The sequence below is a fragment of the Mycobacterium sp. genome (assembly GCF_004298145.1).
Lineage (GTDB): Bacteria > Actinomycetota > Actinomycetes > Mycobacteriales > Mycobacteriaceae > Mycobacterium.
Map to the genome: position 1 here is coordinate 81,706 of NZ_SCRH01000013.1, position 21,188 is coordinate 102,893.

23 protein-coding genes, 1 tRNA gene and 1 pseudogene are annotated in these 21,188 nt (G+C 66.2%); 7 read left to right on the plus strand and 18 right to left on the minus strand.

What is annotated here, in order from left to right:
* Position 1: 1 nt before the first annotated feature.
* The 5 genes from EPN51_RS04860 to EPN51_RS04880 all read right to left on the minus strand — a co-directional run bounded on the left by EPN51_RS04860 (position 2) and on the right by EPN51_RS04880 (position 4,493).
* On the minus strand, positions 2-973 hold the full coding sequence (locus tag EPN51_RS04860; RefSeq protein ID WP_293037914.1) for an LLM class flavin-dependent oxidoreductase: 972 nt from the start codon (positions 971-973) through the stop codon (positions 2-4).
* 9 nt (positions 974-982) lie between these two features.
* Positions 983-1,474 carry a VOC family protein gene (locus tag EPN51_RS04865; RefSeq protein ID WP_293037917.1) on the minus strand — a complete coding sequence of 164 codons (492 nt, stop codon included), beginning with the start codon at positions 1,472-1,474 and terminating at the stop codon, positions 983-985.
* Positions 1,471-2,709 carry an MBL fold metallo-hydrolase gene (locus tag EPN51_RS04870; RefSeq protein ID WP_293037920.1) on the minus strand — a complete coding sequence of 413 codons (1,239 nt, stop codon included), beginning with the start codon at positions 2,707-2,709 and terminating at the stop codon, positions 1,471-1,473. Before EPN51_RS04870 ends, EPN51_RS04865 begins: the two co-directional genes overlap by 4 nt.
* A 14-nt stretch (positions 2,710-2,723) precedes the next feature.
* A complete protein-coding gene (locus tag EPN51_RS04875; protein WP_293037923.1) occupies positions 2,724-3,995 on the minus strand; it encodes a sulfotransferase in 1,272 nt (423 codons plus the stop codon).
* Between the two features lie 111 nt (positions 3,996-4,106).
* The gene (locus tag EPN51_RS04880; RefSeq protein ID WP_293037926.1) at positions 4,107-4,493 is read right to left on the minus strand and encodes a DUF2237 domain-containing protein; all 387 of its coding nucleotides are present in this window, start codon (positions 4,491-4,493) and stop codon (positions 4,107-4,109) included.
* Positions 4,494-4,622: 129 nt separating this feature from the next.
* Here EPN51_RS04880 and EPN51_RS04885 point away from each other — a divergent pair.
* The 4 genes and pseudogenes from EPN51_RS04885 to EPN51_RS04900 all read left to right on the plus strand — a co-directional run bounded on the left by EPN51_RS04885 (position 4,623) and on the right by EPN51_RS04900 (position 9,006).
* A pseudogene (locus EPN51_RS04885) lies at positions 4,623-4,956 on the plus strand (NINE protein).
* Between the two features lie 256 nt (positions 4,957-5,212).
* Positions 5,213-6,346: a cellulase family glycosylhydrolase gene (locus tag EPN51_RS04890; protein WP_293037932.1), complete on the plus strand. Its 1,134-nt coding sequence runs from the start codon at positions 5,213-5,215 to the stop codon at positions 6,344-6,346.
* A gap of 151 nt (positions 6,347-6,497) precedes the next feature.
* Positions 6,498-8,444: an alpha/beta hydrolase gene (locus EPN51_RS04895; protein WP_293037935.1), complete on the plus strand. Its 1,947-nt coding sequence runs from the start codon at positions 6,498-6,500 to the stop codon at positions 8,442-8,444.
* A complete protein-coding gene (locus EPN51_RS04900) occupies positions 8,425-9,006 on the plus strand; it encodes a hypothetical protein (RefSeq protein ID WP_293037937.1) in 582 nt (193 codons plus the stop codon). Before EPN51_RS04895 ends, EPN51_RS04900 begins: the two co-directional genes overlap by 20 nt.
* Positions 9,007-9,322: 316 nt before the next feature.
* Here EPN51_RS04900 and EPN51_RS04910 read toward each other — a convergent pair whose 3' ends face one another.
* Entirely contained in the window at positions 9,323-9,925 is a 603-nt protein-coding gene (locus tag EPN51_RS04910; RefSeq protein WP_293037939.1) for a TetR/AcrR family transcriptional regulator, read from the minus strand.
* A gap of 53 nt (positions 9,926-9,978) precedes the next feature.
* Here EPN51_RS04910 and EPN51_RS04915 point away from each other — a divergent pair, with 53 nt between their 5' ends.
* Positions 9,979-10,716: a hypothetical protein gene (locus EPN51_RS04915; protein WP_293037941.1), complete on the plus strand. Its 738-nt coding sequence runs from the start codon at positions 9,979-9,981 to the stop codon at positions 10,714-10,716.
* 122 nt (positions 10,717-10,838) lie between these two features.
* On the opposite strand, the gene EPN51_RS04920 is transcribed toward EPN51_RS04915, so the two are convergent.
* The 6 genes from EPN51_RS04920 to EPN51_RS04945 all read right to left on the minus strand — a co-directional run bounded on the left by EPN51_RS04920 (position 10,839) and on the right by EPN51_RS04945 (position 14,555).
* A complete protein-coding gene (locus tag EPN51_RS04920; RefSeq protein WP_293038141.1) occupies positions 10,839-11,315 on the minus strand; it encodes a CAP domain-containing protein in 477 nt (158 codons plus the stop codon).
* A gap of 130 nt (positions 11,316-11,445) precedes the next feature.
* Entirely contained in the window at positions 11,446-12,450 is a 1,005-nt protein-coding gene (locus tag EPN51_RS04925) for a glycoside hydrolase family 6 protein (protein ID WP_293037944.1), read from the minus strand.
* 118 nt (positions 12,451-12,568) lie between these two features.
* On the minus strand, positions 12,569-13,285 hold the full coding sequence (locus tag EPN51_RS04930) for a cutinase family protein (RefSeq protein WP_293038143.1): 717 nt from the start codon (positions 13,283-13,285) through the stop codon (positions 12,569-12,571).
* 162 nt (positions 13,286-13,447) lie between these two features.
* Positions 13,448-13,537: transfer RNA gene (locus EPN51_RS04935), tRNA-Ser, on the minus strand.
* Between the two features lie 29 nt (positions 13,538-13,566).
* Positions 13,567-14,022: a nucleoside deaminase gene (locus tag EPN51_RS04940; protein ID WP_293037947.1), complete on the minus strand. Its 456-nt coding sequence runs from the start codon at positions 14,020-14,022 to the stop codon at positions 13,567-13,569.
* An 11-nt stretch (positions 14,023-14,033) separates the two neighbouring features.
* Positions 14,034-14,555: a tRNA adenosine deaminase-associated protein gene (locus tag EPN51_RS04945; RefSeq protein WP_293037950.1), complete on the minus strand. Its 522-nt coding sequence runs from the start codon at positions 14,553-14,555 to the stop codon at positions 14,034-14,036.
* 84 nt (positions 14,556-14,639) lie between these two features.
* Here EPN51_RS04945 and EPN51_RS04950 point away from each other — a divergent pair, with 84 nt between their 5' ends.
* Positions 14,640-15,629 carry a prephenate dehydrogenase gene (locus EPN51_RS04950; protein WP_293037953.1) on the plus strand — a complete coding sequence of 330 codons (990 nt, stop codon included), beginning with the start codon at positions 14,640-14,642 and terminating at the stop codon, positions 15,627-15,629.
* On the opposite strand, the gene EPN51_RS04955 is transcribed toward EPN51_RS04950, so the two are convergent.
* From EPN51_RS04955 to EPN51_RS04975, 5 genes are read right to left on the minus strand one after another with little or no spacing between them, the layout of a single operon-like run.
* A complete protein-coding gene (locus EPN51_RS04955) occupies positions 15,592-16,191 on the minus strand; it encodes a putative glycolipid-binding domain-containing protein (protein WP_293037956.1) in 600 nt (199 codons plus the stop codon). The two genes, EPN51_RS04950 and EPN51_RS04955, sit on opposite strands and share 38 nt — an antisense overlap.
* A complete protein-coding gene (locus EPN51_RS04960; protein ID WP_293037959.1) occupies positions 16,192-16,908 on the minus strand; it encodes an ABC transporter permease in 717 nt (238 codons plus the stop codon). It abuts the gene before it with no gap.
* Positions 16,905-17,591 (minus strand): ABC transporter permease, encoded by a 687-nt coding sequence (locus EPN51_RS04965; protein WP_293037962.1) that lies wholly within the window; start codon positions 17,589-17,591, stop codon positions 16,905-16,907. The genes EPN51_RS04960 and EPN51_RS04965 overlap by 4 nt, the downstream gene beginning before the upstream one ends.
* Positions 17,592-18,686: an ABC transporter ATP-binding protein gene (locus tag EPN51_RS04970; protein ID WP_293037964.1), complete on the minus strand. Its 1,095-nt coding sequence runs from the start codon at positions 18,684-18,686 to the stop codon at positions 17,592-17,594.
* A gap of 1 nt (position 18,687) precedes the next feature.
* A complete protein-coding gene (locus EPN51_RS04975; protein ID WP_293037966.1) occupies positions 18,688-19,635 on the minus strand; it encodes an ABC transporter substrate-binding protein in 948 nt (315 codons plus the stop codon).
* A gap of 99 nt (positions 19,636-19,734) precedes the next feature.
* On the opposite strand from EPN51_RS04975, the gene EPN51_RS04980 reads away from it, so the two are divergent.
* Positions 19,735-20,085 (plus strand): lipopolysaccharide assembly protein LapA domain-containing protein, encoded by a 351-nt coding sequence (locus EPN51_RS04980; RefSeq protein WP_293037969.1) that lies wholly within the window; start codon positions 19,735-19,737, stop codon positions 20,083-20,085.
* On the opposite strand, the gene EPN51_RS04985 is transcribed toward EPN51_RS04980, so the two are convergent.
* Positions 20,082-21,134, minus strand: a complete 1,053-nt coding sequence (locus EPN51_RS04985) for a phosphotransferase family protein (RefSeq protein ID WP_293037972.1) — start codon at positions 21,132-21,134, stop codon at positions 20,082-20,084. The genes EPN51_RS04980 and EPN51_RS04985 overlap by 4 nt on opposite strands.
* Positions 21,135-21,188 lie beyond the last annotated feature (54 nt).

The window sequence follows — 21,188 nt, forward strand, 5'->3', positions numbered from 1 at the left end:
GTCAGGCCAGCGCCGGCAGCACCTTGTCCGTGAGCAACTGGACCGACTTCCACGCTTCGTCCACCGGCATGCCACCGACCAGGGGGTGCATGACGAGCGGCCCGTAATTCTCGGCGTCACGCACCTCCGCGATCAGCTGATCCGGAGTCAGGAAACGGTAACGGCCCGATGCCCGGACCTGATCCAGGGTCGCAACACCCGGCAGGTGCATGAGCGAACGCTGATCCGTCGACCATCCGCCGTAAGTGACCGCCTCCCACAGGATGTGGTCACCAAGCTCCGCCCACGCCCGCTCGGGATCCTCGTGCAGGTAGATCATGCCGCGATTGATCGGGCCCGGCATCAGAACGAAGGGCGTCAGATCGGCCTCGGCGCACAGCCGGCGGTAGTAATCGGCGATTTCGGGCAGGTGATCGGCCAGGCTGAGCGGCAGCCGGAACCGGGCAGCGCGGCGAGCCGTGGCGCGCGCACCGCCACCGACGTACAGCGGCGGATGCGGCCGAGTCCACGTCCCGGTGCAGACTCCCACACCCGAACCTTCACCGGACCAGACCGCCAGCATCCGCTCCAGCAGGCTGTCCATCAACGCCCCACGCCGGCCGAAATCGCCTCCCAGCGCGTCATATTCGACGGTGCGATACCCCAGACCCACCGTGGTGTGCAGGCGGCCGCGGCTCATGTTGTCGACGAGCGCGATGTCCTCGGCGAGCCGCACCGGGTTCCACAACGGCCCCAGCGCGCAATCGACACTCGCGATCAGCGTCGAGGTCCGGGCCAAGAACATCGCCGCGGCCATGATCGGATTGCAGCTCCACCCGTGCCCGGTCGCGTGATGCTCGTCGACGCTGATGGACGTGATGCCGTGGGACTCCCCCCACTGCCCCAGCTCGAGCGCCGCGGAAAGGAGGTCGCCCTGCGTGCGTGGATCACCGTGCGGGGACGCGAAGTTGAAGCGCAGCACCGTCAATATCATATCCGGCCTTTACGCGCCCGGTCCGGCCGCCGCCTGCAGGAACGCTGGAAAGTCCGGGAACAACGCGCGGTCGACGATCTCGATGCGGGTTCCCGCGGCGTCGACGTAGTAGGCAAACAGTGCCAACCCCGGTTTCGACGACGGCCCGGCGGTGTCCGCGGTCGCTTCGAAGGCGAAGCCGTTGTCTTCCAATATCTTCGCGCTCGCGGCCAGGTCGTCGGTCCAGTAGCCGAGGTGGTGAATCGCGTTGCCGGGTGCCGCCGTCCACGCGGTCCCCGGCACCTCCTTGATCAGTTCGACGTGCGGCGCCTGCAACGAATAGACGAAAGTCGAAGTCACCTCTTGGGTTCCGCTCGTGGTGCGAAACGGCAGGGTGTAGCTCACCGGGGTGATCCACCGGTAGCCGGCCAGCGCGCTCAGCCGGGCCATCGCCGCGTCCAGGTCGGCCACGATGATGCCGGTGTGGTAGAAATCCTCGGGCCGCAGTGCGAATTCCGTCATGAATTCCTCGCTATCTCGTTGCGCAGCCAGGCACTTTCCCAGAAGTTCGTGCTGTCGGCGAGAAGCTTTTCATGGGCTTGGCGCAGCAGGTCGCGCGACCCCGGATGCTCGGCGGGAACAAGCTGGGCGAGGTGGATCGCGTGCAGTGCACGGTCGGCGGCCAGGTGTGCACGCGCGCGATCCAGCAGCGCATCGGCGCCGGCCAGCTCGACCACGTCGGCGGCGACGGCGTCGAATCCGACGGGGTACAGCTCGGTGGTCGATTCGTGGTGGAACCAGCCTGAGTAGTTCTCCCAGACCGCCCGCACGTCCCAGGCGACCTTCCCGTAGCCCTGGCCCACTTCGTATTCCGCGGGCAGGGTGATCTCGCGCATCAAGGTGCGGACGTCTTGGCCGGCGTTCATTCCGGCGACGGTCTGATCGTGGATGTAGGCGATGGCGTCGCGCAGCCGGGTCAGTTCGGCGTCGATGCGCTCGGCACCCGCGACGGGCTCGAAGTGACCGGTCACCAGCAGGTCGGCCTGCAGGGCGCGTACCCGCTCCACCGAGGCGATGGCCGTCAACGCATCGCGGTAGCGATCACCGCGCATGGTGACGAGGTTGGGGATGTGGCCGATCAGCGGGCCGAACGTGTTTCCGCACAAGCAAATTCGTTCCTCCGGCAGCCAGACCACCAGCGAGTCGGTGGTCTCCCCGCCGGGCACCGAGATCAGTTCCATCCGTCGGCCGCCGAGCTCCAACGTCAGCGTGTCCTCGAAGTCGAGGTCGACGACGGGCACGCTCTGGCTCGCTAGCCGCGTGGTCCCCAGCCGCCGTTGAATGGCTTGGATGCCCCCGGCCAGCGTGTCTTTGAACGCGAACGCGCTGCGGCTGGCCCGGTACGGAATCAACCTGTCGTTGTCGTCGCGCCACATCGTCCAGTTCGCCTGCGCGACCACGGTCGTGTCGGGGTCGCGCACGCTGTCCAGGCCGCCGACATGGTCCACGTGGCCCTGCGTGAAGATGATGTAGCGCACGGGCGACGAGTCGACGGCGTCGAAGTTGGCGCGGTGCACCGGACCCTCGAAACCCATCCCGGTGTTGACGATCACCCGGCCCTCAGCGGTGGTGAGCAGGTACGAGTTGGACAGGCCCGGCGAGCACCACAAACCCGGGGCGATCTGCTCGGCCTTCTCGGCGGAGGCCGGGCGCATCGCGACGGCGCCGGGCCTGCTGCGATAGACAGGTTCGGACATCGCTGCTGACTCCTTCAATCGGGACGCACGTCGAACTTGTCGAAATAGAAGCCGAAGCGACCGCGCAGTTCATCGGCGGAGACGCCGAAGTGCCGTTCCAGGTCGTAATGGATACGGCCGTGCTTGCCACGCGGATTGCCATCCAGGTAGCGCTGGAAGCGATCTCGCACGTGCTGCGGCAACTCGACACCGCCGCACCGGTACAGCCGCTCGAGCACCCGCATTTCGTTGCCGCCCAGCTGGTGGAAGTTGACGTCGATGCTGCGCTCGGCGGCCGCCACGTCACGGTCGCGTACGCACGCGCTGAGCAGCCGGTGCACGCGGTCGCTCCAGTAGTCCAGCAGCCACTGCGGATCGATACTGTCTCGGCGCAACCGATCCGAGTAGGCCATCATGGTGATCGCCGATTGGATCACGGCGACGGGATCGCGGTGCGTGAAAGCCACTGTCGCGTCGGGGAAGGTCGCCATCAACGGGCCGAGCTGCTCGCAGTGCTGCGGACTCTTGAGGACCCATGTCCTCGGCCCCCGCAGAAACGTCAACGCCTGCAACGCCTTCTTCATGTAGGCGTAGTGGCGGGTTTGGTCGAGGCCCAGGTAGTAGTCGCGCCAGTCAGGCACCCGCGCATGCCATTCCAAGACATAGGAGGCCATATCGAGGTCGAGGAGTTCGACCTCCTCCTCGATCGCCTCGGGGAACCGGTCATGCATGGCGGCCACCACGGGCGCGCTGGCCATCAGCGCTTCGTGTTCCGATTTGGCTCGTGTGTAGCGGGGGTCGACGCCGAAGACGTCGGGGCCCTGCCCGCGGGCGGGGATGGGATCCTGACTCTCCCAATACGGCAGCGCGCGCCGGCGGGGGTCGGAGGCAAGGAGATTCACCAGATGCGTGGTGCCCGAGCGCGGCATCCCGACGACGATGAAAGGCCCCTCGATCGGGATGGACTCGATCTCGGGATACCGCGCGATCAGCTCCGTGAGCGACAACCGGTTACGAAGCAGGCGCACGATCCGCTGCCGCAGCGAACCGCGGGTGAGCTGGCGCAGTCCCTCGTCGGCCTCGATCGCCGCGACGTGCGCGCGCAGGCGATCAGCGAAACCGTCGGTGTCGACGAGGCCGGCGGCTCCGGCTTTCAGGCCGGTCTGTTCGACGGCCTCCGCGACCATCCGGTCGATGTCGAGGTCGACGCGCTTGGCCTCGGTGAACTCGAGGATCTGACGCTGGACGTCGGTCAGCCGGGGCGCGGTCAAATCGTCGAAGTCGATGTCGTCAACCGCAGAGCCCACCGGAACCCCTCTTCGACGCGTCAGCTGAGAAATATGACACCGAGGCTAGACGCGGCGGGATCTCTTCGTTCACCCACCTCGCCGGCGGATAACCCGCCGAGGTCCGGGCTCCTACAGATTGGCCAGATCGTCGGGAACGTCGACCTTGTATTGCTGCAGCGCCTCGAGAGGCACCACCTCGAGGGTGCTCTCGTGCGTGCACGCCAGGACCACCGGCGATGCGCAACTGTCCTGGTGAGCCCGCAGCCAGTTCAGCGCGGTCACGCACCAGCGGTCGCCGGGCAGCAGGCCGGGGAACCGATACTCGGGAACCGGCGTCAACAAGTCATTGCCAATGGAACGCTGGTGCTCCAGGAATTCGGTGGTCATCACCGCGCAAATCGTGTGGCGCCCAAGGTCCTGGGGCCCGGTTGAACAACAGCCGTCGCGGTAGAAACCGGTCAGCGGGTCCGTTCCGCACGGTTCCAGCGGACCGCCCAGCACATTTCGATCAGGCACCCCTTCAGTATTGCGCTCGCAGGGGTGAAGTTTGAAGAAATTCGCCCACTGCGCCCGAAGGATTTTCCGCACCGGTGCCCTCGGCGGCCAATGTGGACGGCCGGAAATCGGGCGTGCTGACTCGAATTGATGTCGACGCCGCCCGGATACCCGGGATACGCCGACCCGCAGGCGCCGTTTGGTCGTGATCCGGGCTGCCGGGCTGCCCCGGTCGGATAAGTCGGCCACCACCGCCGGCTTACTTCAGCTGTTCCTCGGCTTGTTCGGTATCGGCCGCTTCTCCATCGACTCGACTCAGATCGCGGTGGCGCAGCTGTGTCCGGGTCTGTTCGGAATTCTCTTCAGCCTGTTCTGTTTTCTCGGAATTCCGGTCCTGCTCGGCGGCATCATCTGGGCGATCGTCGACGCGATCGTGATCTTCACCGGCAGCGTCAAAGACAACCACGGCCGCAAGCTGCGTTAGACGCTTTGGCCGGGGGTCATCGATTTCTATTGTCCGACACCATGTTTGACACACGGGCGGCATTAATTTTAACCGCGTCGGCCGTCATGACGGGGCGGGGCGCGCCGGAGCCGATGGTTACGGATTGGTCACGATGACAAGTGGGAGTCGACGGTTGGCGGCGCCGATGGAGGCCCGGTAACAATTGTTATCTGAAGCTCTCGCGACGCGCTGAGCAAATCCCAGGGAAATCGCCCCGAAAACTTATCGTCACATCGTGCAACGACGAACGGCCCTGAAACTCCCTCTGCTGCTGGCGGCGAGCGCCGCAGTTGCCCGGGTACCCTGGGCCTCCGCGGAGGAAGCGGGCCGGTGGTCCCCCGATCGCGCCAACCGGTGGTATCAAGCGCAGGGCTGGCTCATCGGAGCAAACTACATTCCCGCGAGCGCCATCAACCAGTTCGAGATGTTTCAGGCCGACACCTTCGACCCCCGCCGCATCGACACCGAGCTCGGCTGGGCTCAGTTCTACGGGCACAACACCGCACGGGTGTTCCTCCATGACCAGCTCTGGGCAGCCGATCAGCGCGGGTTCCAAACGCGGCTGGGGCAATTCGTCGATATCGCGGCCCGCCATCGGATCAAGCCGCTGTTCGTCTTCTTCGACTCGTGTTGGGATCCGCGGCCCCGAGCGGGTCGACAGCGCGCGCCGAGACCTGGGGTGCACAACTCGGGCTGGGTGCAGAGCCCGGGCGCCGAACGCCTTGGCGACCCCCGCTACGTCCCGGTCATGCGCGACTACGTCACCGCGGTGATGACCCAATTTCGCAATGACAACCGGGTTTTGGGGTGGGATCTCTGGAATGAACCCGACAACCCGGCACGCCAATACAGCAGCGTCGAAAGAAGCGACAAGGAGCAACTGGTCACCAACCTGCTCCCCCAAGTGTTTCGGTGGGCACGGGCGGTGGATCCCAGTCAGCCACTCACGAGTGGCGTGTGGCGCGGCGACTGGGGACAACCCCAGGGCCGCAGCGCAATCAGCGACATTCAGCTCGCCAACTCCGACGTGGTCACCTTCCATTCCTACGCTGAGCCCGCCGGCTTCGAGTCCCGGATCAACGAACTCACCCCGTTGGGCCGGCCGATCCTGTGCACCGAATACATGGCTCGGCCACGGGGCAGCACCGTGCAGGGGATCCTGCCCGTCGCGAAGCGTCACAACGTCGGCGCCATCAACTGGGGCCTGGTCGCCGGCAAGACCCAGACCTACTTCCCCTGGGAGTCATGGGATCACCCGTACACCACGGTTCCAAAAGTGTGGTTCCACGACTTGATCCGGCCCGAGGGGCGGCCGTTCCAAGACATCGAGGTTCTGACGGTTCGGAAGCTGGCCGGGAGCCAGGCCTGACACGTGGCTGCGGCCTTCGCGGCCGCGGTGCGCGTCGGTCATTGAACCAACGAGTGACATGAAACCGCCGCCGACCTTCCGGTAGTAGGGTTGTACCAGCTCAGAAGGGGGCGGTGGTGTTCGCCGGTATTGATCGACCGCTGACGGTGCGATGCGGCTCGTATACCTGAGCGTCGGTGAGCTGATCGCTGCTGCCGGCGGGGATCCGTGGGCGGTCGACCAGAGTTTGCAGGCCGGCAGCCCGTTTCAGATTTCCAGGCTGGCGGAGGCCTTTCACGCCGCCGGCCGATGCACCACCGAAGCCAACAACGACTTCGAGCAAGCCCGGAAGCGCTTCGATGCGGCCTGGAACCACCACAATGGCGACCACCCGATCAACGGCGCCGACGACGTGCAACGCACCGTGAAATCGCTTGGCGCACAGTCCTTACAACTGCCCAAAATCGGCGCCGATTTGGAAAGCATCGCCGCCGCCCTGGCGGAAGCCCAAAAAGCCGGGGCTCAGCAGATCGCCACCCTGGAACGCCAGTTGCAGCTGCTCGACGAAATCATCGGTGCGGCGACCAAGGATCTTGAGGACGGCAATCTCGACACGAAGAGCCGCGACGCCCTGCGGATGTTGATCAAGGACGCCAAAGCAGACGCCGCCGACGACACCCGAGACGCTCTCCACCAGCTGAACGCGATACGCGATGGCTATTCGGCCGCGTTGGAGAAGTCACTGGGCCAATTACGCGCCGAAGGCTATGACTCCGAGAACCTGGTGCGAGCAGACGCGGACCCTCAGGTACCGCCCCCCAACACCAACCCCGAGGATGTGCACCGATGGTGGACGTCGCTGACACCGGAGCAGCGGCAGCAGTTCATCGCCGAGCACCCCGATCAGGTGGGCAATCTCAACGGCGTTCCCATCCTCGCGCGCAGCACGGCCAATATGTCGGTCATGAACCAGGACCTCAACCGGGTGACCGACGCGGCCGGCCGCAGTGGGGTAACGGCCGCCGATGTGGTGCGTGATCCGGCGAAATACGGTCTGTCCGCGGTCGATATCACCCGCTATCAAAACGCCGTCGAAACCAAAAAGGGTCTCGATCACGACGCCGGCCCCGATGCGCATCACCCGAATCCGACCTACCTGTTCGCGTATGACCCGCTGGCCTTCGGCGGCAAGGGGCGCGCGGCGATCGCCATCGGCAACCCGGACACCGCGAAAAACACCGCGGTGATCGTGCCCGGCACCAGCAGCAGCGTGAAAGGGGGCTGGCTGCACGAAGGCCACAACGACGCCCTCAACCTTTTCGCCCAGGCCAACCTCGCCGACCCGAACAATCCCACGGCGGTGATCGCGTGGATGGGTTACGACGCCCCGAACGACTTCACAGACCTCCAGCGCATCTCCACGCCGATGTTGGCGCGGACCGGCGGTGAGGCGTTGGCGCAGGACGTCAACGGTCTCTGGGCCACGCACCTCGGCGCAGGCCAGCAGGTCACCGTGTTGGGCCATTCTTATGGTTCGACCACAGTCTCGGATGCATTCGCCATGCACCACATGCATGCCACCGATGCGGTGCTCATCGGTTGTCCGGGAACGGATATGGCCCACAGCGCTGCCGACTTCCACCTTGCTGGCGGACACGTCTACGTGGGTGCGGCGTCCACGGATCCGATCAGCCTGATCGGCGAATCCAACGGATTGAGCAAGTCCTTATTCGGGGGCGACCCCGGTGGCCAATGGCTGGGAACCGACCCGGGGCTGGGGGCTGACCCCGCCGCCGACGGATTCGGATCGGTCCGGTTCCGCGCCGAAGTGCCGGGCTCCGACGGCATCAATGCCCGCCACGACCACTCGCAGTACTACGTCCCGGGGAGCGAGGCCCTGCACAGCATGGCCGACATCGCCTCCGGCCACGGCGACGCCCTGCAAGCGGACGGCCTGACAGCCGGGCACCGCCATCAGCTGGGTGTCCAGGTGAACGTTCCCGGCCTGGGGCCGGTCAACATCGGTCCGCCGACACCCGCCTTCGTCGACCCGGAGTGGGACCGCTCCCCGGCGTCTGTCACCAACGATCATTACTTCGATGCCGAACATCATCACTAGGCGACCACCGCTGTTCACACGGCAAGCTCTGCTTGCCGTGCTCGCCGTCGTCGTCATGCTGTTAGGAGGATGTGCCCTGGTGATGAACAAACCACATTCCTCGGGTCCCTCAACCAACCCGTTCGATGATTCCGCCCACCCGCTCACCGACGATCAGGCCATGGCTCAGGTGATGGGGCCGGCCAAACAGCTTGTGGCCGTGGCCAATTTGCAGGGTGTCAGCGGCGGCTTTTCGTTCGCCTCGTGCAACGACCAAGGCGATCCACCCTACAGAGGCACGGCCACGGTCAGCTTCCTCATCCACGGCGACGCCGATGCCTACTTCCAGCAAGTCCGGTCCGCGATGGTTGCTCATGGGTGGAACGACGGCGCCGCAGCGGGGCAGCGTTACTTCGGCACCACGCTGAACAAGGACGGCGTCACCGCGAACATGGGTTACGTACCGTCCGACCACCGCTACGGACAGATCATGCTCTACGGCCAGTGCCGCAACACGACCGATCACCATCACGACGGCAAGACCGACAGCACCGACATCACCAACGAGCTCACCGCGCGGTGACATCCAGCGCGGCAGCACTCCGCCGTTGGCCGGCGAGGGGTTCGGGCAGGCACGTGAGCGCTTCGACGCAGCCTGGAACCACCAGATGGGTGACCACCCGATCAACGACTCCGCTCAAGTACAGCGAGCGACGAAAGCCCTTGGGGCGCAGTACGAACAGTTACCCATGGGGCATAAAGCCATGGGCGCCCTGCATACCGACGGTTACGACCCCCGACGGCCGTCGACAACCGGACGGTAAGTCCGTTGAGGCCGGATGAGGTAAGAGATCCAGGGCCGATCGCCGGTACTGGTGGCATTCCAGGCACGCCGCAGCCTAGTTCACAGGCCGGAGCCCGCCGATCGCGTGGTGAATCATCGCGCGTCGGATCTCGTCGGTCGGCGGGTGGCGGTGACCTGGGGCGAACAACCAGCCGTCGAACATCACGATGCCGAGGATCATCGCCACGACGCAGGGCACGGCGATGTCGAAGTTGGTGTGCGTGAGTTCACGTGCCTCGGCTTCGGCCGCCGAAGCGGCCGCCACGCGGGTGATCTCGTCGTAGATCCGTGTGCCGATGTCGACGCCGTCGAACCGCTCGGCGGCAACCAGCGAGAACAACACGTCTCGATGCTGCAGCGTGAAGTCGTACATGTCGGTGACGAAGAGGTCGACGAGCGGTGCATTGGCGAGTGGCTCTTCCCGCTCGGTCCAGCGCCGGATCAACTCGTCCACGAACGCATGGAAGGGCTCGACGACCGTCTGCTCGAACAGCGCCTGTTTGCTACCGAAGTGCCGGAAGATCAATGCCTCGTTGACGTCTGCGGCGACGGCGATCTCACGCAGACTGGTCCCGCGATACCCGCGCTCGGCGAACAGTCTTCGCGCCGAGTCCTCGATCGCCGCTCGTGCCTCTCCGCGCCGCCGCCGTTCGGTCATCCTCGGAGTCAACGACTTGTTATGTAAGCAGTCACCTGCTTATCGTACAAGGCGTGTACGACGCTCACGAGGTGCTCCGGACTTTCGACGACCACACGATCGCAATCGTCGCGCTGTCGGCGATAGCGTTGATCGCCAACTACGTCTGGTACGGCGAAATGATCCGCATCGCGCGCCGGGACAAGGTCGCCGCCTGCGCCCCTGCGACGACGCTGCTCTATCTCGCACACGACGGCAGCTACCTCGTGCTCTTTAACCACTGGTTCGGCGGCGAGTACGACCATTGGTTCACCAAGCTGTTCTTCGTGGGCATCATCGTGACCTTCAGCCTCGAGGTGGTGATGTTCTCCCAGACGCTGCGGTACGGGCGGGCAGAGTACGCCCCGAGGCTCACGCAACGGCACTTCGTCGCCGCGATGCTCGCCGCCCTCGCCGCCGCCGTGGCATTGTGGGCCGCCACCAAGTCGGCCCTCGGCGACGATATCTACCTCTTCAGCTTCACCGCCGCGATCGCCTGGGCCGTGCCGTTCGGCGCGGCCCAGATGCTGCGCCGAGGCGACGGCAGCGGAACCTCGGTCCTCACATGGGCGAGCTTCACCTTGATCGGTACCCCTTGGGCCATCTGCACCATCGCGTTCTTCGGACCAAACTTCCAGACCGTGCCCTGGATCGCGCTCTGCCTCCTGTGCGTCATCGGTGGGGCTGTCAATACCTGGTTTGCGACACACCTCAGGCGCCGACCGACAGCCGCGACGGCCGACGCTCCACGACCCGTTGCCGTCACCGCCTGAAACCCTAAGGACTGCCTTCCCGCACCACCTGATGACTGCCGACTGGCTCGAGGCCCACCTCGACGATTCACCTGCGCGCAGGCCGGCGCTAGTGATCCGAAAACCCTTGGCATGAAGTGGATTTACGAAGCCGCAAAGTCACCGACGGCGGTCATTTTGTTTCCGTCCCGGGCGGTGGCGAAGCCGCCAGCGGTAAATGCGCAATTCAGAATGATCGCTCGATGTGGAGGACTTTGCATCCACAAGTCGAGGGCCTCGCGGGATGTCGCGGCGGATCCGGTGCCCCAGAAGACGATCTCACCCGAGTACCTGCTCCGATAGCCCGCATCGGTGATCCGCACCTGCGGCGAAGAGCCGTCCGAACCGATGTGCCCGCTTACCCCGTTGCGCAGCATGTCGTCGGCGTGCCGCTGCGCGGCTTCGGTCAACCGCGGGTCGTCGCTGATCGCCCCGCATCCCTGGCGAAGCTGGTTGACGCCGCTGTACACCGCGGTCCCAGAATCGTCTGCATGCGCGACAAAACCGGAGAGTGTGCCGGGAGCCGTGATGAGGACGGCACAGATCGAGAAGACTGCGACGATCTCGAGTTTCGTCGTCATGTTGCCTCGTGCCGCATACTCGTTTGTCTGTTTTAGATAACGAAATGTTACCCACTTGCAACCATCGAAGGTCCAGAATCCCAAATCCGTTCCGGACCTACCGAGAGCGCGGTTAAGCGCAAGGCCCCTGCTAGTGGCCCGCGTTGTGCGCCAGATCGATGGCGTACTGGCTCACGAAGTTGCCGGCCGGCGGATCGCCTTTGCCGCACGTGCCGTCGGATTCACCGGGACGTTTGATCCATAGGTAGGCGTCGGCGTGCGCGCCCGCGGTCGCCGCGGTGGGCGGAGTGCCCAACGCTCGGCTGCTGGGGTTGCACCAGTTGAGCTCGGAGTCGGGCGCCGGTCCGGCACCGTTGCGCGATGTGTCGATCACGTAGTGCGAACCGTTCGTCAGCCCCGAAATCGCCTCCCCGTAACCGATTTCGTCCTCGGTGGTGAAGAAGTTCGCGGTGTTGACGCTGAAACCCCGCGCGTGGCCGACACCGGCCTGGTTGAGCCTGGCGGCCATGTCCTCGGGGCTATGCCAGCGCAGGTGACCCGCGTCGACGTAAACGGCCGCGTTCGGGTCGCGGGTCAGCGTGTCGACGGCGTAGCGAATCAAATCGAAGCGCTCTTGGCGTGCATCACCTGAAAGGCAGTCGGCCATGGCCAGCGCATCGGGTTCGACGACGATCGCGACCCGCGAGGCGCCCACGCCGGCTGCGATGCCGTCGATCCACGAGCGATAGTCGTCGGCCGTCGACATGCCGCCCGCGGCGAAGCTGCCACAGTCGCGGTGCGGGATTCCATAGAGCGCCAGCACCGGGATAGCGCCGGCAGCGGCCGCGTCGCTGGTGTACTTGCCGACCGTGCCCGCCGAGGAACCCGGCACGATCCAGTACGCCTGCGGGGTGTTGGCGATAGCGGTCAGCTCGGGACTCGGCGGATCGGCATGCTGCGCGGCGCGCATGGCCGCCGAAGTGGGATTGACGTAGAAGGGCGCCCCGTCCAACGGGTTGCCGTCGGCGACCAAGCGCACCGTCGGGGCGGGAAGGGTCCGCACCGGATCGCCAGGTTGACCCATAGCGGCCACGGCCGCGACCGTGAGCAAGGGGGCGATCCACCGCGCGGCTGCACCAGCAGCTGAGAACATCACCCCAGAAAATTAATGGTTCGGAAGCATCAAGCGCCAATCGGCGGCGGTGGACGATGGCGCGATCGGCGCTCGACGCGGTTGGCTCATCAGCCCGCGCGGGGCGGCCACGGCCATCCGCCTACATCGATCCTCCCCCGCCGGGACCCCCGCCAATAAGACCCGCCGCAAAGGCTGCGCCCTTGTCAATCATTGCCACGTTGGTCGAATACGTGTCATGTGCGGCGAAATTCATCCCGTCGGAGCAGATCGGGTCCTCGGCGGCGCACACCTGGATGGTCTTGGCCTGATAGAGCGGGCCGATGGTGACCGGCGGCTCGCCGAAGAAGTTCATCGCCTTTTCGCTCGGCAATGCGAAGAGCACGACCGAGGAGATGTGGTTGGCCACTTCCGGATCCATCGGTTTGGGCACGGTCGCCGGATCGATCCCGTTCGGTACGGAAGGCGAAGTGACGAAGCCCATCACGGCCGCACCCTGGGAATAACCGCCGAGCACCATCTTGGTGTTGGGGCAGTCGTGCGCCATCGAAACCACGTGCGTGCCCGCGTCTCTGACACCGGCCTCGCCCGCGCTCGTCCAGTCATGGGTAGCGGGGTAATTGACCGGATATACGTCGAGTGATTTTGTGCCGACGCGCGGGCGCAGGGAGTCGACGAATGCCTGTCCGGTCGGGCCGAGACCGGGTGGGTCGTCGGTGCCGCGGGCGAACACCACCTGAAGGTCGGGACACGGCTCAGCGGCGGCGGAGGGGATGGCGGAGGCGAGGACGGAAGCGGCGACGCCCGATGCCGCGGCCATCACAGGAGCAAGGAAACGAGCGCTATGACGTGCGAACATGCCGCATGTGTTGCCCAGACATGTGATTTCCAAATCCGCGACTTTTCGGCCACCGACCGATGGGCTTCTACGCAGACCGCGCAGATGCGGGCAAGATGCGGCCACGGAACGACCGAGCCGGCTTCCCAGCAAACCCGGAAACCACTTACGTCCGTACAGGCTTGGCGGTGGCGGAGGGATTTGAACCCTCGGACGGTTTTAGCCGTCACACGCTTTCGAGGCGTGCTCCTTAGGCCGCTCGGACACGCCACCGCCGAGCAGCTTACCGAACCGAACGCCTCTCACCCCAATCGCTGGCGGGCGAAGAAGGCCTCCAACGGCGCGGCGCACTCCTGCGCCAGCACCCCGCCGCGCACTTCCGGGCGATGATTGAGCCGCCGGTCGCGGACCACGTCCCACAGCGATCCGACCGCCCCGGTCTTGGGCTCCCAGGCGCCGAACACCAGCCGGGCGATGCGCGACAGCACCAGCGCACCCGCGCACATGGTGCAGGGTTCGACGGTGACGGCCAGCGTGGCGCCCTCGAGCCGCCACCCGTCCCCGAGCACCCCGGCCGCCGCCCGCAGCGCCAGGATCTCGGCGTGTGCCGTCGGGTCGCCCAGGGCCTCGCGGGCGTTCACCGCGCGCGCCAGCTCGGTTCCGTCGGCGCTGACCACCACCGCGCCGATCGGCACGTCGCGGGGACCCGCCGTCGCAGCAACCGACAGTGCGGAACGGATCAGATCTTCGTCAGTCACCGACCGCGCGATCACCGACCGAGGCGGTCGATCACCGCCGACAGCTGATCGGCGAAGCCCATCTCGCGGGCGATGCGGCCCAGCTGCTCGTCGGCGTACAGATCGGTCTCGTCGACGATGACCCCCAAGACCGCCTCGGGCAGCCCGATGTCGGACAGTAACCCCAGGTCACCCTCTTCGAAGGGATCCGAATCCTCGAGATCGTCCGGATCGACGTCGGCGTCGAGCTTGTCGAGCACTTCCGCGGCGATGTCGTAGTCCAGCGCGGCGGTGGCATCCGATAGCAACAGCCGCGTCCCCGACGGTGCGGGCCGCACGATGACGAAGAATTCGTCGTCCACATCCAGCAGGCCGAAGACCGCCCCGGCGCTGCGCAATTCACGCAGCTCCGTCTCCGCGGCCGCGAGGCTCATCAACGACTTACGGGCCATGGGAGCACAGCGCCACTGCCCCTCTTCGCGCACGACCGCGACGCCGAAGCCGTCCGGCGTGTCCGCGGACAGGCCCTGGGCAGAGGCCCGTTGTGCTCCCATGGCCGCTTACGGTAGTCCCTGACCAGGCCCCTGACCAGATGGAGCCTGGTAGCGGCGACATCTGACAGCGACGTTCTCGGCCAGATGTGCCAACCTTGGAATGTGGCAAGCCCTCCTTCTAAGACGCCGGTATGTGTGCTCGGGCTGGGGCTGATCGGTGGCTCGATCATGCGGGCCGCCACCGCGGCGGGCCGTGAGGTCTTCGGCTACAACCGCTCGGTGGAGGGCGCGCAGGCGGCGGCCGCCGACGGCTTCGACGCCACCACGGATCTGATCGCGACCCTGACTCGCGCCGCCGGCTCCGATGCGTTGATCGTGTTGGCCGTCCCGATGCCGGCGATGGCGGGCATGCTCGCCCACATCAGGGACACGGCCCCGGCGTGTCCGTTGACCGACGTCACCAGCGTCAAGAAGGCGGTGCTCGAAGAGGTCCTCGCGGCCGGTCTGCAGGAACGCTTCGTCGGCGGCCACCCGATGGCGGGCACCGCGCATTCGGGTTGGACCGCCGGCCACGTCGGGTTGTTCACCGGGGCCCCGTGGGTCGTGAGCGTCGACGATCACGTCGACCCGGCGGTCTGGTCGATGGTGATGACGTTGGCGCTGGACTGCGGCGCCGTGGTGGTACCGGCCAGATCCGACGAACACGACGCCGCCGCGGCCGCCATCTCGCATCTGCCCCACCTGCTCGCCGAGGCGCTGGCGATCGTCGCCGGAGAGGTCCCGTTGGCCTTCGCGCTGGCCGCCGGGTCATTCCGCGACGGGACCCGGGTTGCGGGCACCGCCCCGGATCTGGTGCGGGCGATGTGCGAGGGCAACTCCGACCAACTGGTGCACACCGCGGACCGCGTCATCGAGCTGCTGAGTCGCGCACGCGAATCGCTGGCCCACCACAACTCGGTCGCCGACCTCATCGAGGCCGGCCACGCCGCTCGAACGCGTTACGACAGCTTCCCGCGCTCCGACGTTTTCCACGTCGTCATCGGAGCGGAGAACTGGCGTGAGGAATTGGCCGCCGCGGGCCGGGCGGGCGCGGTGATCAGATCCGCTCTGCCAAGCCTGGATAGTCGACGATGAATCCTTCCCCGTCGACGCTCACCGTGGTGTCGGCGATGGGTGAGCGCACCTTGATCTGGTCGAGCCCGCCCGAGCTGGCATAGCTCACGGTGCGCGCCGCGATGGACATCTCCGGCACATTCACATAGACCACGGGCAGCGTGACCGACATCGCTTGCTCCCGCAGGCCGAGCCGCCGGATCGGCAGCGCGTTGAAGAACGGGCTGAACTCCACGTCGACGTCGAGGGCGTTGTCATAAGCCGCGCGGTGCTCGCCCTGGTGGTCGGTGACCAGCCACATGTTCTCCTCGTCGCGCGCGAAGGAGAAGACGCGCTCGCGCTCGGCCAGGGTGACGGTCATGCCCAGCCGCTTGGTGGCACCGGTTTCATCGGTCAGCAGGTCGTAGTAGGCGCCGAACGCCGGATTGGTCTCGGTGGCGGCGGCGACAATGCGGCCATTGGCCTTGATTCTCTTGCCGGACACCTGGAGTCGTACCGATTCCATCCGGGAGACGTCCTGTGCGCGCCAGGTGAGCATCACCTGCCACACGCGGCGAGACGGATCGGAGGGGGCTGTGTTCACTCATCTACCGTAAGACGTGCCCGCCAACCGTTGCGGAAGTGCCCGGTAAGCGCGTCGCAGCCGACCGGTGCCCGGCACCGAAGCCCACACCACCAACGCCAGCAGCCCGTCGAGCGCCAGCGCCACAGCGGCCACCATCAGCGCCCCGACCAGGGCCAGGTGAAACTCGCGTTCCTTGATCCCGTCGATGAGGTATCGGCCCAGACCGCCGAGGCTGGCATAGGCGGCCACCGTCGCGGTGGCGACCACCTGCAGCGTCGCGTTGCGCAACCCGCCCAGGATCAACGGCAGCGCATTCGGCACCTCGACGCGCACCAGCACCTGCGCCTCGGTCATGCCCATCGCGCGGGCGGCGTCGACGACGGTCGGCTCGACATGGGCGATCCCGGCATAGGTGCCGGCCAACAGCGCGGGCACGCCCAGCAGCATGAGCGCCACCAGCGATGGTCCCAGGCCCAGCCCGAACAGCAGCGTGCCGAACAGCAGGACGCCCAGCGTCGGCAGGGAGCGCAGCCCGTTGACGGCGCCCACCACCAAGATGGTGCCGCGCCCGGTGTGCCCGATGATGAGCCCGACGGGCACGGCGATCAGCGCCGAGGCGCCCACCGCGATGGCGGTGTATTCGAGGTGCTCGAGGATGCGTGCCGCGAGGCCGACCGGTCCGGTCCAGTTGTCGGCGGTCAACACATAGGAGATCGCCCGGGCTACGAAGTTCACCGCGCGCCACCTACGACGGGCGCGACGACCGAGCGGCGGCCGGTGCTACGTACGGCGTGGACCCAGGGTGTGGCCAGCCGGCCGGCGAACACGATGAGCAGATCGATGACGACCGCCAATACGAACAGCGCGATGATGCCCGCCAGGATCTGATCGCTCTTGTTGGTCTGATACCCCTGGGTGAACCAGCTGCCCAACCCGCCGATACCGATGACCGAACCGACCGAGACCATCGCGATATTCGTCACCACCACCACCCGCACCCCGGCGATCAGGACCGGAACCGCAAGCGGCAGATCGACTTTCAGAATCCGTGTGATCGGCGGATAGCCGACCGCCGTGGCGGCGTCGCGTGTCTGGGCGGGGACCGCGTCCAGCGCTTCGAGCACCGCCCGCACCAGCAGCGCGGCGGTATAGGCCGTCAAGGCGACGATGACGTTGGCCTCGTCGAGGATGCGCGTTCCGATGATCATCGGCAACACCACGAACAGCGCCAGCGACGGGATGGTGAACACGACGCTGGCGATAGCCGTCGTCAACTGGCGCGCGATCCGGGTGCGCTGCACCAGCATGCCCAACGGCAGCGCGATCGCCATCCCGATCAACACCGGCACCAACGACAGCCGCAGATGCACGACCACCAGCGTCCAGGCGTCGACGAGATGGGTGAGCAGATAGTGCATTTATCGGCTCCCCCGTTGGGATTCCACCGCGGCCAGTACGTCGGCGGCCAGGACACCGCCGATCACCTTGCCGCCGTCGTCGACGGCGATACCGACCCCCGACGGCGACGACAGCGCGGCGTCCAGCGCCTGGCTCAGATTGCCTCGCGGCCGAAACAGCGATCCCGCGCCGCTCATGCAGTCCGACAACGGGGTGCCGTCGCGGTGCCGACGGGCGCCGTCGGCGTCGATCCAGCCCAACGGCGCACCGTCGCCGTCGACCACCACGGCCCAGCCATCGGAAACCGCTGCCCCGGGGAGAATTTCGGCTGTGATCCGTTGGATGTCGTGCAGTGGCAGTCCGGCCGCATCGATGAGTTGCAACCAGCGGTAGCCGCGGCCCAGGCCGATGAACCTCGAGACGAAATCGTTGGCCGGTCGCGACAGCAACCGGGCCGGCTCGTCGTACTGCTGTAACACGCCGCCCTTGAACACCGCCACCCGTTCGCCGAGCCGCAGCGCCTCGTCGATGTCGTGCGTGACGAAAACGATCGTCTTGTGTAATTCGCTTTGCAGCCGCAGTATTTCGTTCTGCAGCTCGTGACGGACCACCGGATCCACGGCGGAGAACGGCTCGTCCATCAGCAAGATCGGCGGATCGGCGGCCAGGGCACGCGCCACGCCGACCCGTTGCTGCTCACCGCCGGAGAGCTGCGCGGGGTAGCGGCGGGCGAGCTTGACGTCCAGCCCCACGCGTTCGAGCACCCCGTAGGCGGCTTTGCGGGCGGCGCGACGGGGTTGCCCCCGTAAGACGGGAACCGTTGCCACATTGTCGATCACCCGCTGGTGAGGCATCAGCCCCGCGTGCTGGATGACGTAACCGATTCCGAGGCGCAGTTTCACCGGGTCGAGAGTGGAAACGTCGACTCCGTCGATCGTGATGGCGCCCGACGTCGGCTCGATCATCCGGTTGATCATGCGCAGCGCGGTGGTCTTGCCGCTGCCGGAGGACCCGACGAACACGGTCAGCTTCCCGTTGGGAACGGCCAGACTGAGCCGGTCCACGGCGGTGGTCCCGTCGTCGAAGACCTTGGTGACCTTCTCGAAGATGATCAAGTCATCCTCCGATCCGATGGTCGAAGCCGTTGTCCCGTACCCAGTTTCGTGCCGCCTCGTCGGGATCGATACCCGAGTTTCCCGACACCGCGGCGTTGAGTTCGGCGACCCCGGAGGTGGTCAGCTTCGCCGACACCGCATCCAGCACTCCTTTGAGGCGGTCCGATTTCTTCTGTGAATTGACCAGCGGCACAATGTTTCCCGCCAGGAAGTTGTGTTCCGGGTCTTCGAGAGCCACCAGGTGATGCTGCGGAATGGCCGGCGACGTGGTGAAGACGTTGGCGGCAGTCACCGTTCCGTCGAGCAAGGCGCGCACGGTGACCGCGCCGCCGCCGTCGTCGATGGCGACGAAGTTGCCCGGCCTGATATCGAGTCCGTACTTCTGCCGCAGCCCCGGCAGCCCGGCCGGCCGGGTGGCGAATGCCGAGGGCGCCCCGAACCTCACCTCGGCCGAATGTGCGGCCAGATCGGCGATTGTCTTCAGGTTCCACGCGTTCGCCGTCTGGCTGGTCACGCTGACGGTGTCGGTGTCGGTGGCGGGCGCCGGTGTCAGGATCGAGAGGTCGCCGGGGAGGCGCCGGTAGAGCTCCAGCTCGACGGCGTCGAGCGTGGTCGCCTCCGAGCGCGGCGCAAAATAGAGCAGTAGGTTGCCGATGTATTCGGGGACCAGATCGACGGAATGGTCTTTGAGCGCAGGGATATACGTCTCCCGGCTGGCTATCCCCATCCGTCTTCCGACATCGAAGCCATTGGCCTGCAACGCTTGTGCGTAGATCTCGGCGATGATCAGCGATTCCGGGAAGTCCCCGGAGCCGACGACGATGGACGTGGGACTTCGAACCTGCGCCCCCAGCGGATCGGAATTGCTGCACGCCGCAACAACGCACATCGTCATCAGCAGTGCTGCCGCGTGCGCGATCACGCCGTGCGGGCGCGGCGAAATCCTCATACCGCCGACCCTAACGCCCGCACCGGGCACACGCTGGCCTGCGAGGATCGGTTGCCCGAATCGGTTTCATTCTGGGCCGGATCGGGCAAAGATGACACTATGAGCAGCCACACACCTGCGTCGCCCGGCCAGCCGTCCCCCAAGCCCACGCCCGGGAACAAGGCCGGTGCGTCCACCCAGGAACCCGCTATCGGGTTCACCCGCGCCGGTGCGCTGTGGTCGTCGCTGATCGCCGGCTTCGTGATCCTGATTCTGTTGCTGATCTTCATCACCCAGAACACGGTGCCGACGGACTTTCGGTTCTTGGGCTGGCACTGGAGCCTGCCCCTGGGGGTGGCGATCTTGCTGGCCGCCGTTGTCGGCGGTCTGATCACGGTCGCGGTCGGCACCGCACGGATCTTGCAGCTGCGCCGCGTGGCGAAAAAGCACCACGCGGCAACCGCGCGTTAGCCGGGCAGCTTCGCCAGTTCGGCCAGACCGCGCGAAATCAGTGGCGCCACCACCTCGGGGGCGTGCTCGGCGTTGTCGCCCGTTCCGCGAGCCTGATCCGACATCCGCCGGCGGAAGTCGATGCCCGCGGCGATGATCGCGAGTTTGAAATAGGCCAGCGCCATGTAGAACTCCCAGTGCGCCAGCGGTAAACCGGCCACCAGCGAATACCGGTCGGCCAGCTCGTCGGCCGTCGGCAGCAATGGCGACGTCCACGCGGCCTGGGCGTTGACGATCAAATCCAGCGCGGGGTCACGGTACACGCACATCAGGGCCGCGTCGGACAACGGATCCCCCAGTGTCGAGAGCTCCCAGTCCACGACGGCGCGAACCTTTGTCGGGTCGTCGGCGTCCAGGATCGTGTTGTCAATCCGGTAGTCGCCGTGCACGATCGACGTGCGGCTCTGCTGCGGAATGGCCTCGCCCAGACCGGAATGCAGCCGCTCCACGTCGGCATCGCGACGGTCCTCGGGCAACCGCACCAACGCCCATTGCGAGCCCCATCGCCGCACCTGTCGCTCCAGATATCCGCTGGGCTTGCCGAAGTCGGCCAGGCCGACGGCGTCGGGATCGACATTGTGCAGGTCTACGAGCACCCGGATCAACGAGTCGACGCAGCCGCCGATGACGGTGTGACTGAACGATTCGAGTTGGGCGCGGCGGCGCACCACCTGGCCGGCAACGAATTCGACGACCTGGAACGGGGCGCCCAGCACCGAATCGTCTTGGCACAGCCCGATCGTGCGCGCCACCGGAACCGGTGTGTCCTGCAGCGCCGCAACCACCCGGTACTCGCGGGCCATGTCGTGCGCTGACGGAGTCAACCCGTGCAGCGGCGGTCGCCGCACCAGCCAGCTCGTCGCGTCGTCGTAGACGCGGAATGTCAGATTGGAGCGGCCACCGGAAATGAAGTCCGCGCGCAACTCGCCGTCGCGCCCGATCCCGAGCGAACGCAGGTAGGAGTCCAGCGAGGCCAGGTCGAGCCCCTCGAGTTGGTCAGCTGAAGTCACCGAACTTGTCTACCATCGCCGGTCTCGACCCGGTTCACCACCTGCGATTTGCGC

Coding starts and splice junctions, on each gene's coding strand:
- EPN51_RS04860 (WP_293037914.1), bottom strand. CDS start 973: ATGATATTGACGGTGCTGCGCTTCAACTTCGCGTCCCCGCACGGTGAT.
- EPN51_RS04865 (WP_293037917.1), bottom strand. CDS start 1,474: ATGACGGAATTCGCACTGCGGCCCGAGGATTTCTACCACACCGGCATC.
- EPN51_RS04870 (WP_293037920.1), bottom strand. CDS start 2,709: ATGTCCGAACCTGTCTATCGCAGCAGGCCCGGCGCCGTCGCGATGCGC.
- EPN51_RS04895 (WP_293037935.1), top strand. CDS start 6,498: ATGCGGCTCGTATACCTGAGCGTCGGTGAGCTGATCGCTGCTGCCGGC.
- EPN51_RS04900 (WP_293037937.1), top strand. CDS start 8,425: ATGCCGAACATCATCACTAGGCGACCACCGCTGTTCACACGGCAAGCT.
- EPN51_RS04910 (WP_293037939.1), bottom strand. CDS start 9,925: ATGACCGAACGGCGGCGGCGCGGAGAGGCACGAGCGGCGATCGAGGAC.
- EPN51_RS04920 (WP_293038141.1), bottom strand. CDS start 11,315: ATGACGACGAAACTCGAGATCGTCGCAGTCTTCTCGATCTGTGCCGTC.
- EPN51_RS04930 (WP_293038143.1), bottom strand. CDS start 13,285: ATGTTCGCACGTCATAGCGCTCGTTTCCTTGCTCCTGTGATGGCCGCG.
- EPN51_RS04945 (WP_293037950.1), bottom strand. CDS start 14,555: ATGGGAGCACAACGGGCCTCTGCCCAGGGCCTGTCCGCGGACACGCCG.
- EPN51_RS04950 (WP_293037953.1), top strand. CDS start 14,640: ATGTGCCAACCTTGGAATGTGGCAAGCCCTCCTTCTAAGACGCCGGTA.
- EPN51_RS04965 (WP_293037962.1), bottom strand. CDS start 17,591: ATGCACTATCTGCTCACCCATCTCGTCGACGCCTGGACGCTGGTGGTC.
- EPN51_RS04975 (WP_293037966.1), bottom strand. CDS start 19,635: ATGAGGATTTCGCCGCGCCCGCACGGCGTGATCGCGCACGCGGCAGCA.
- EPN51_RS04980 (WP_293037969.1), top strand. CDS start 19,735: ATGAGCAGCCACACACCTGCGTCGCCCGGCCAGCCGTCCCCCAAGCCC.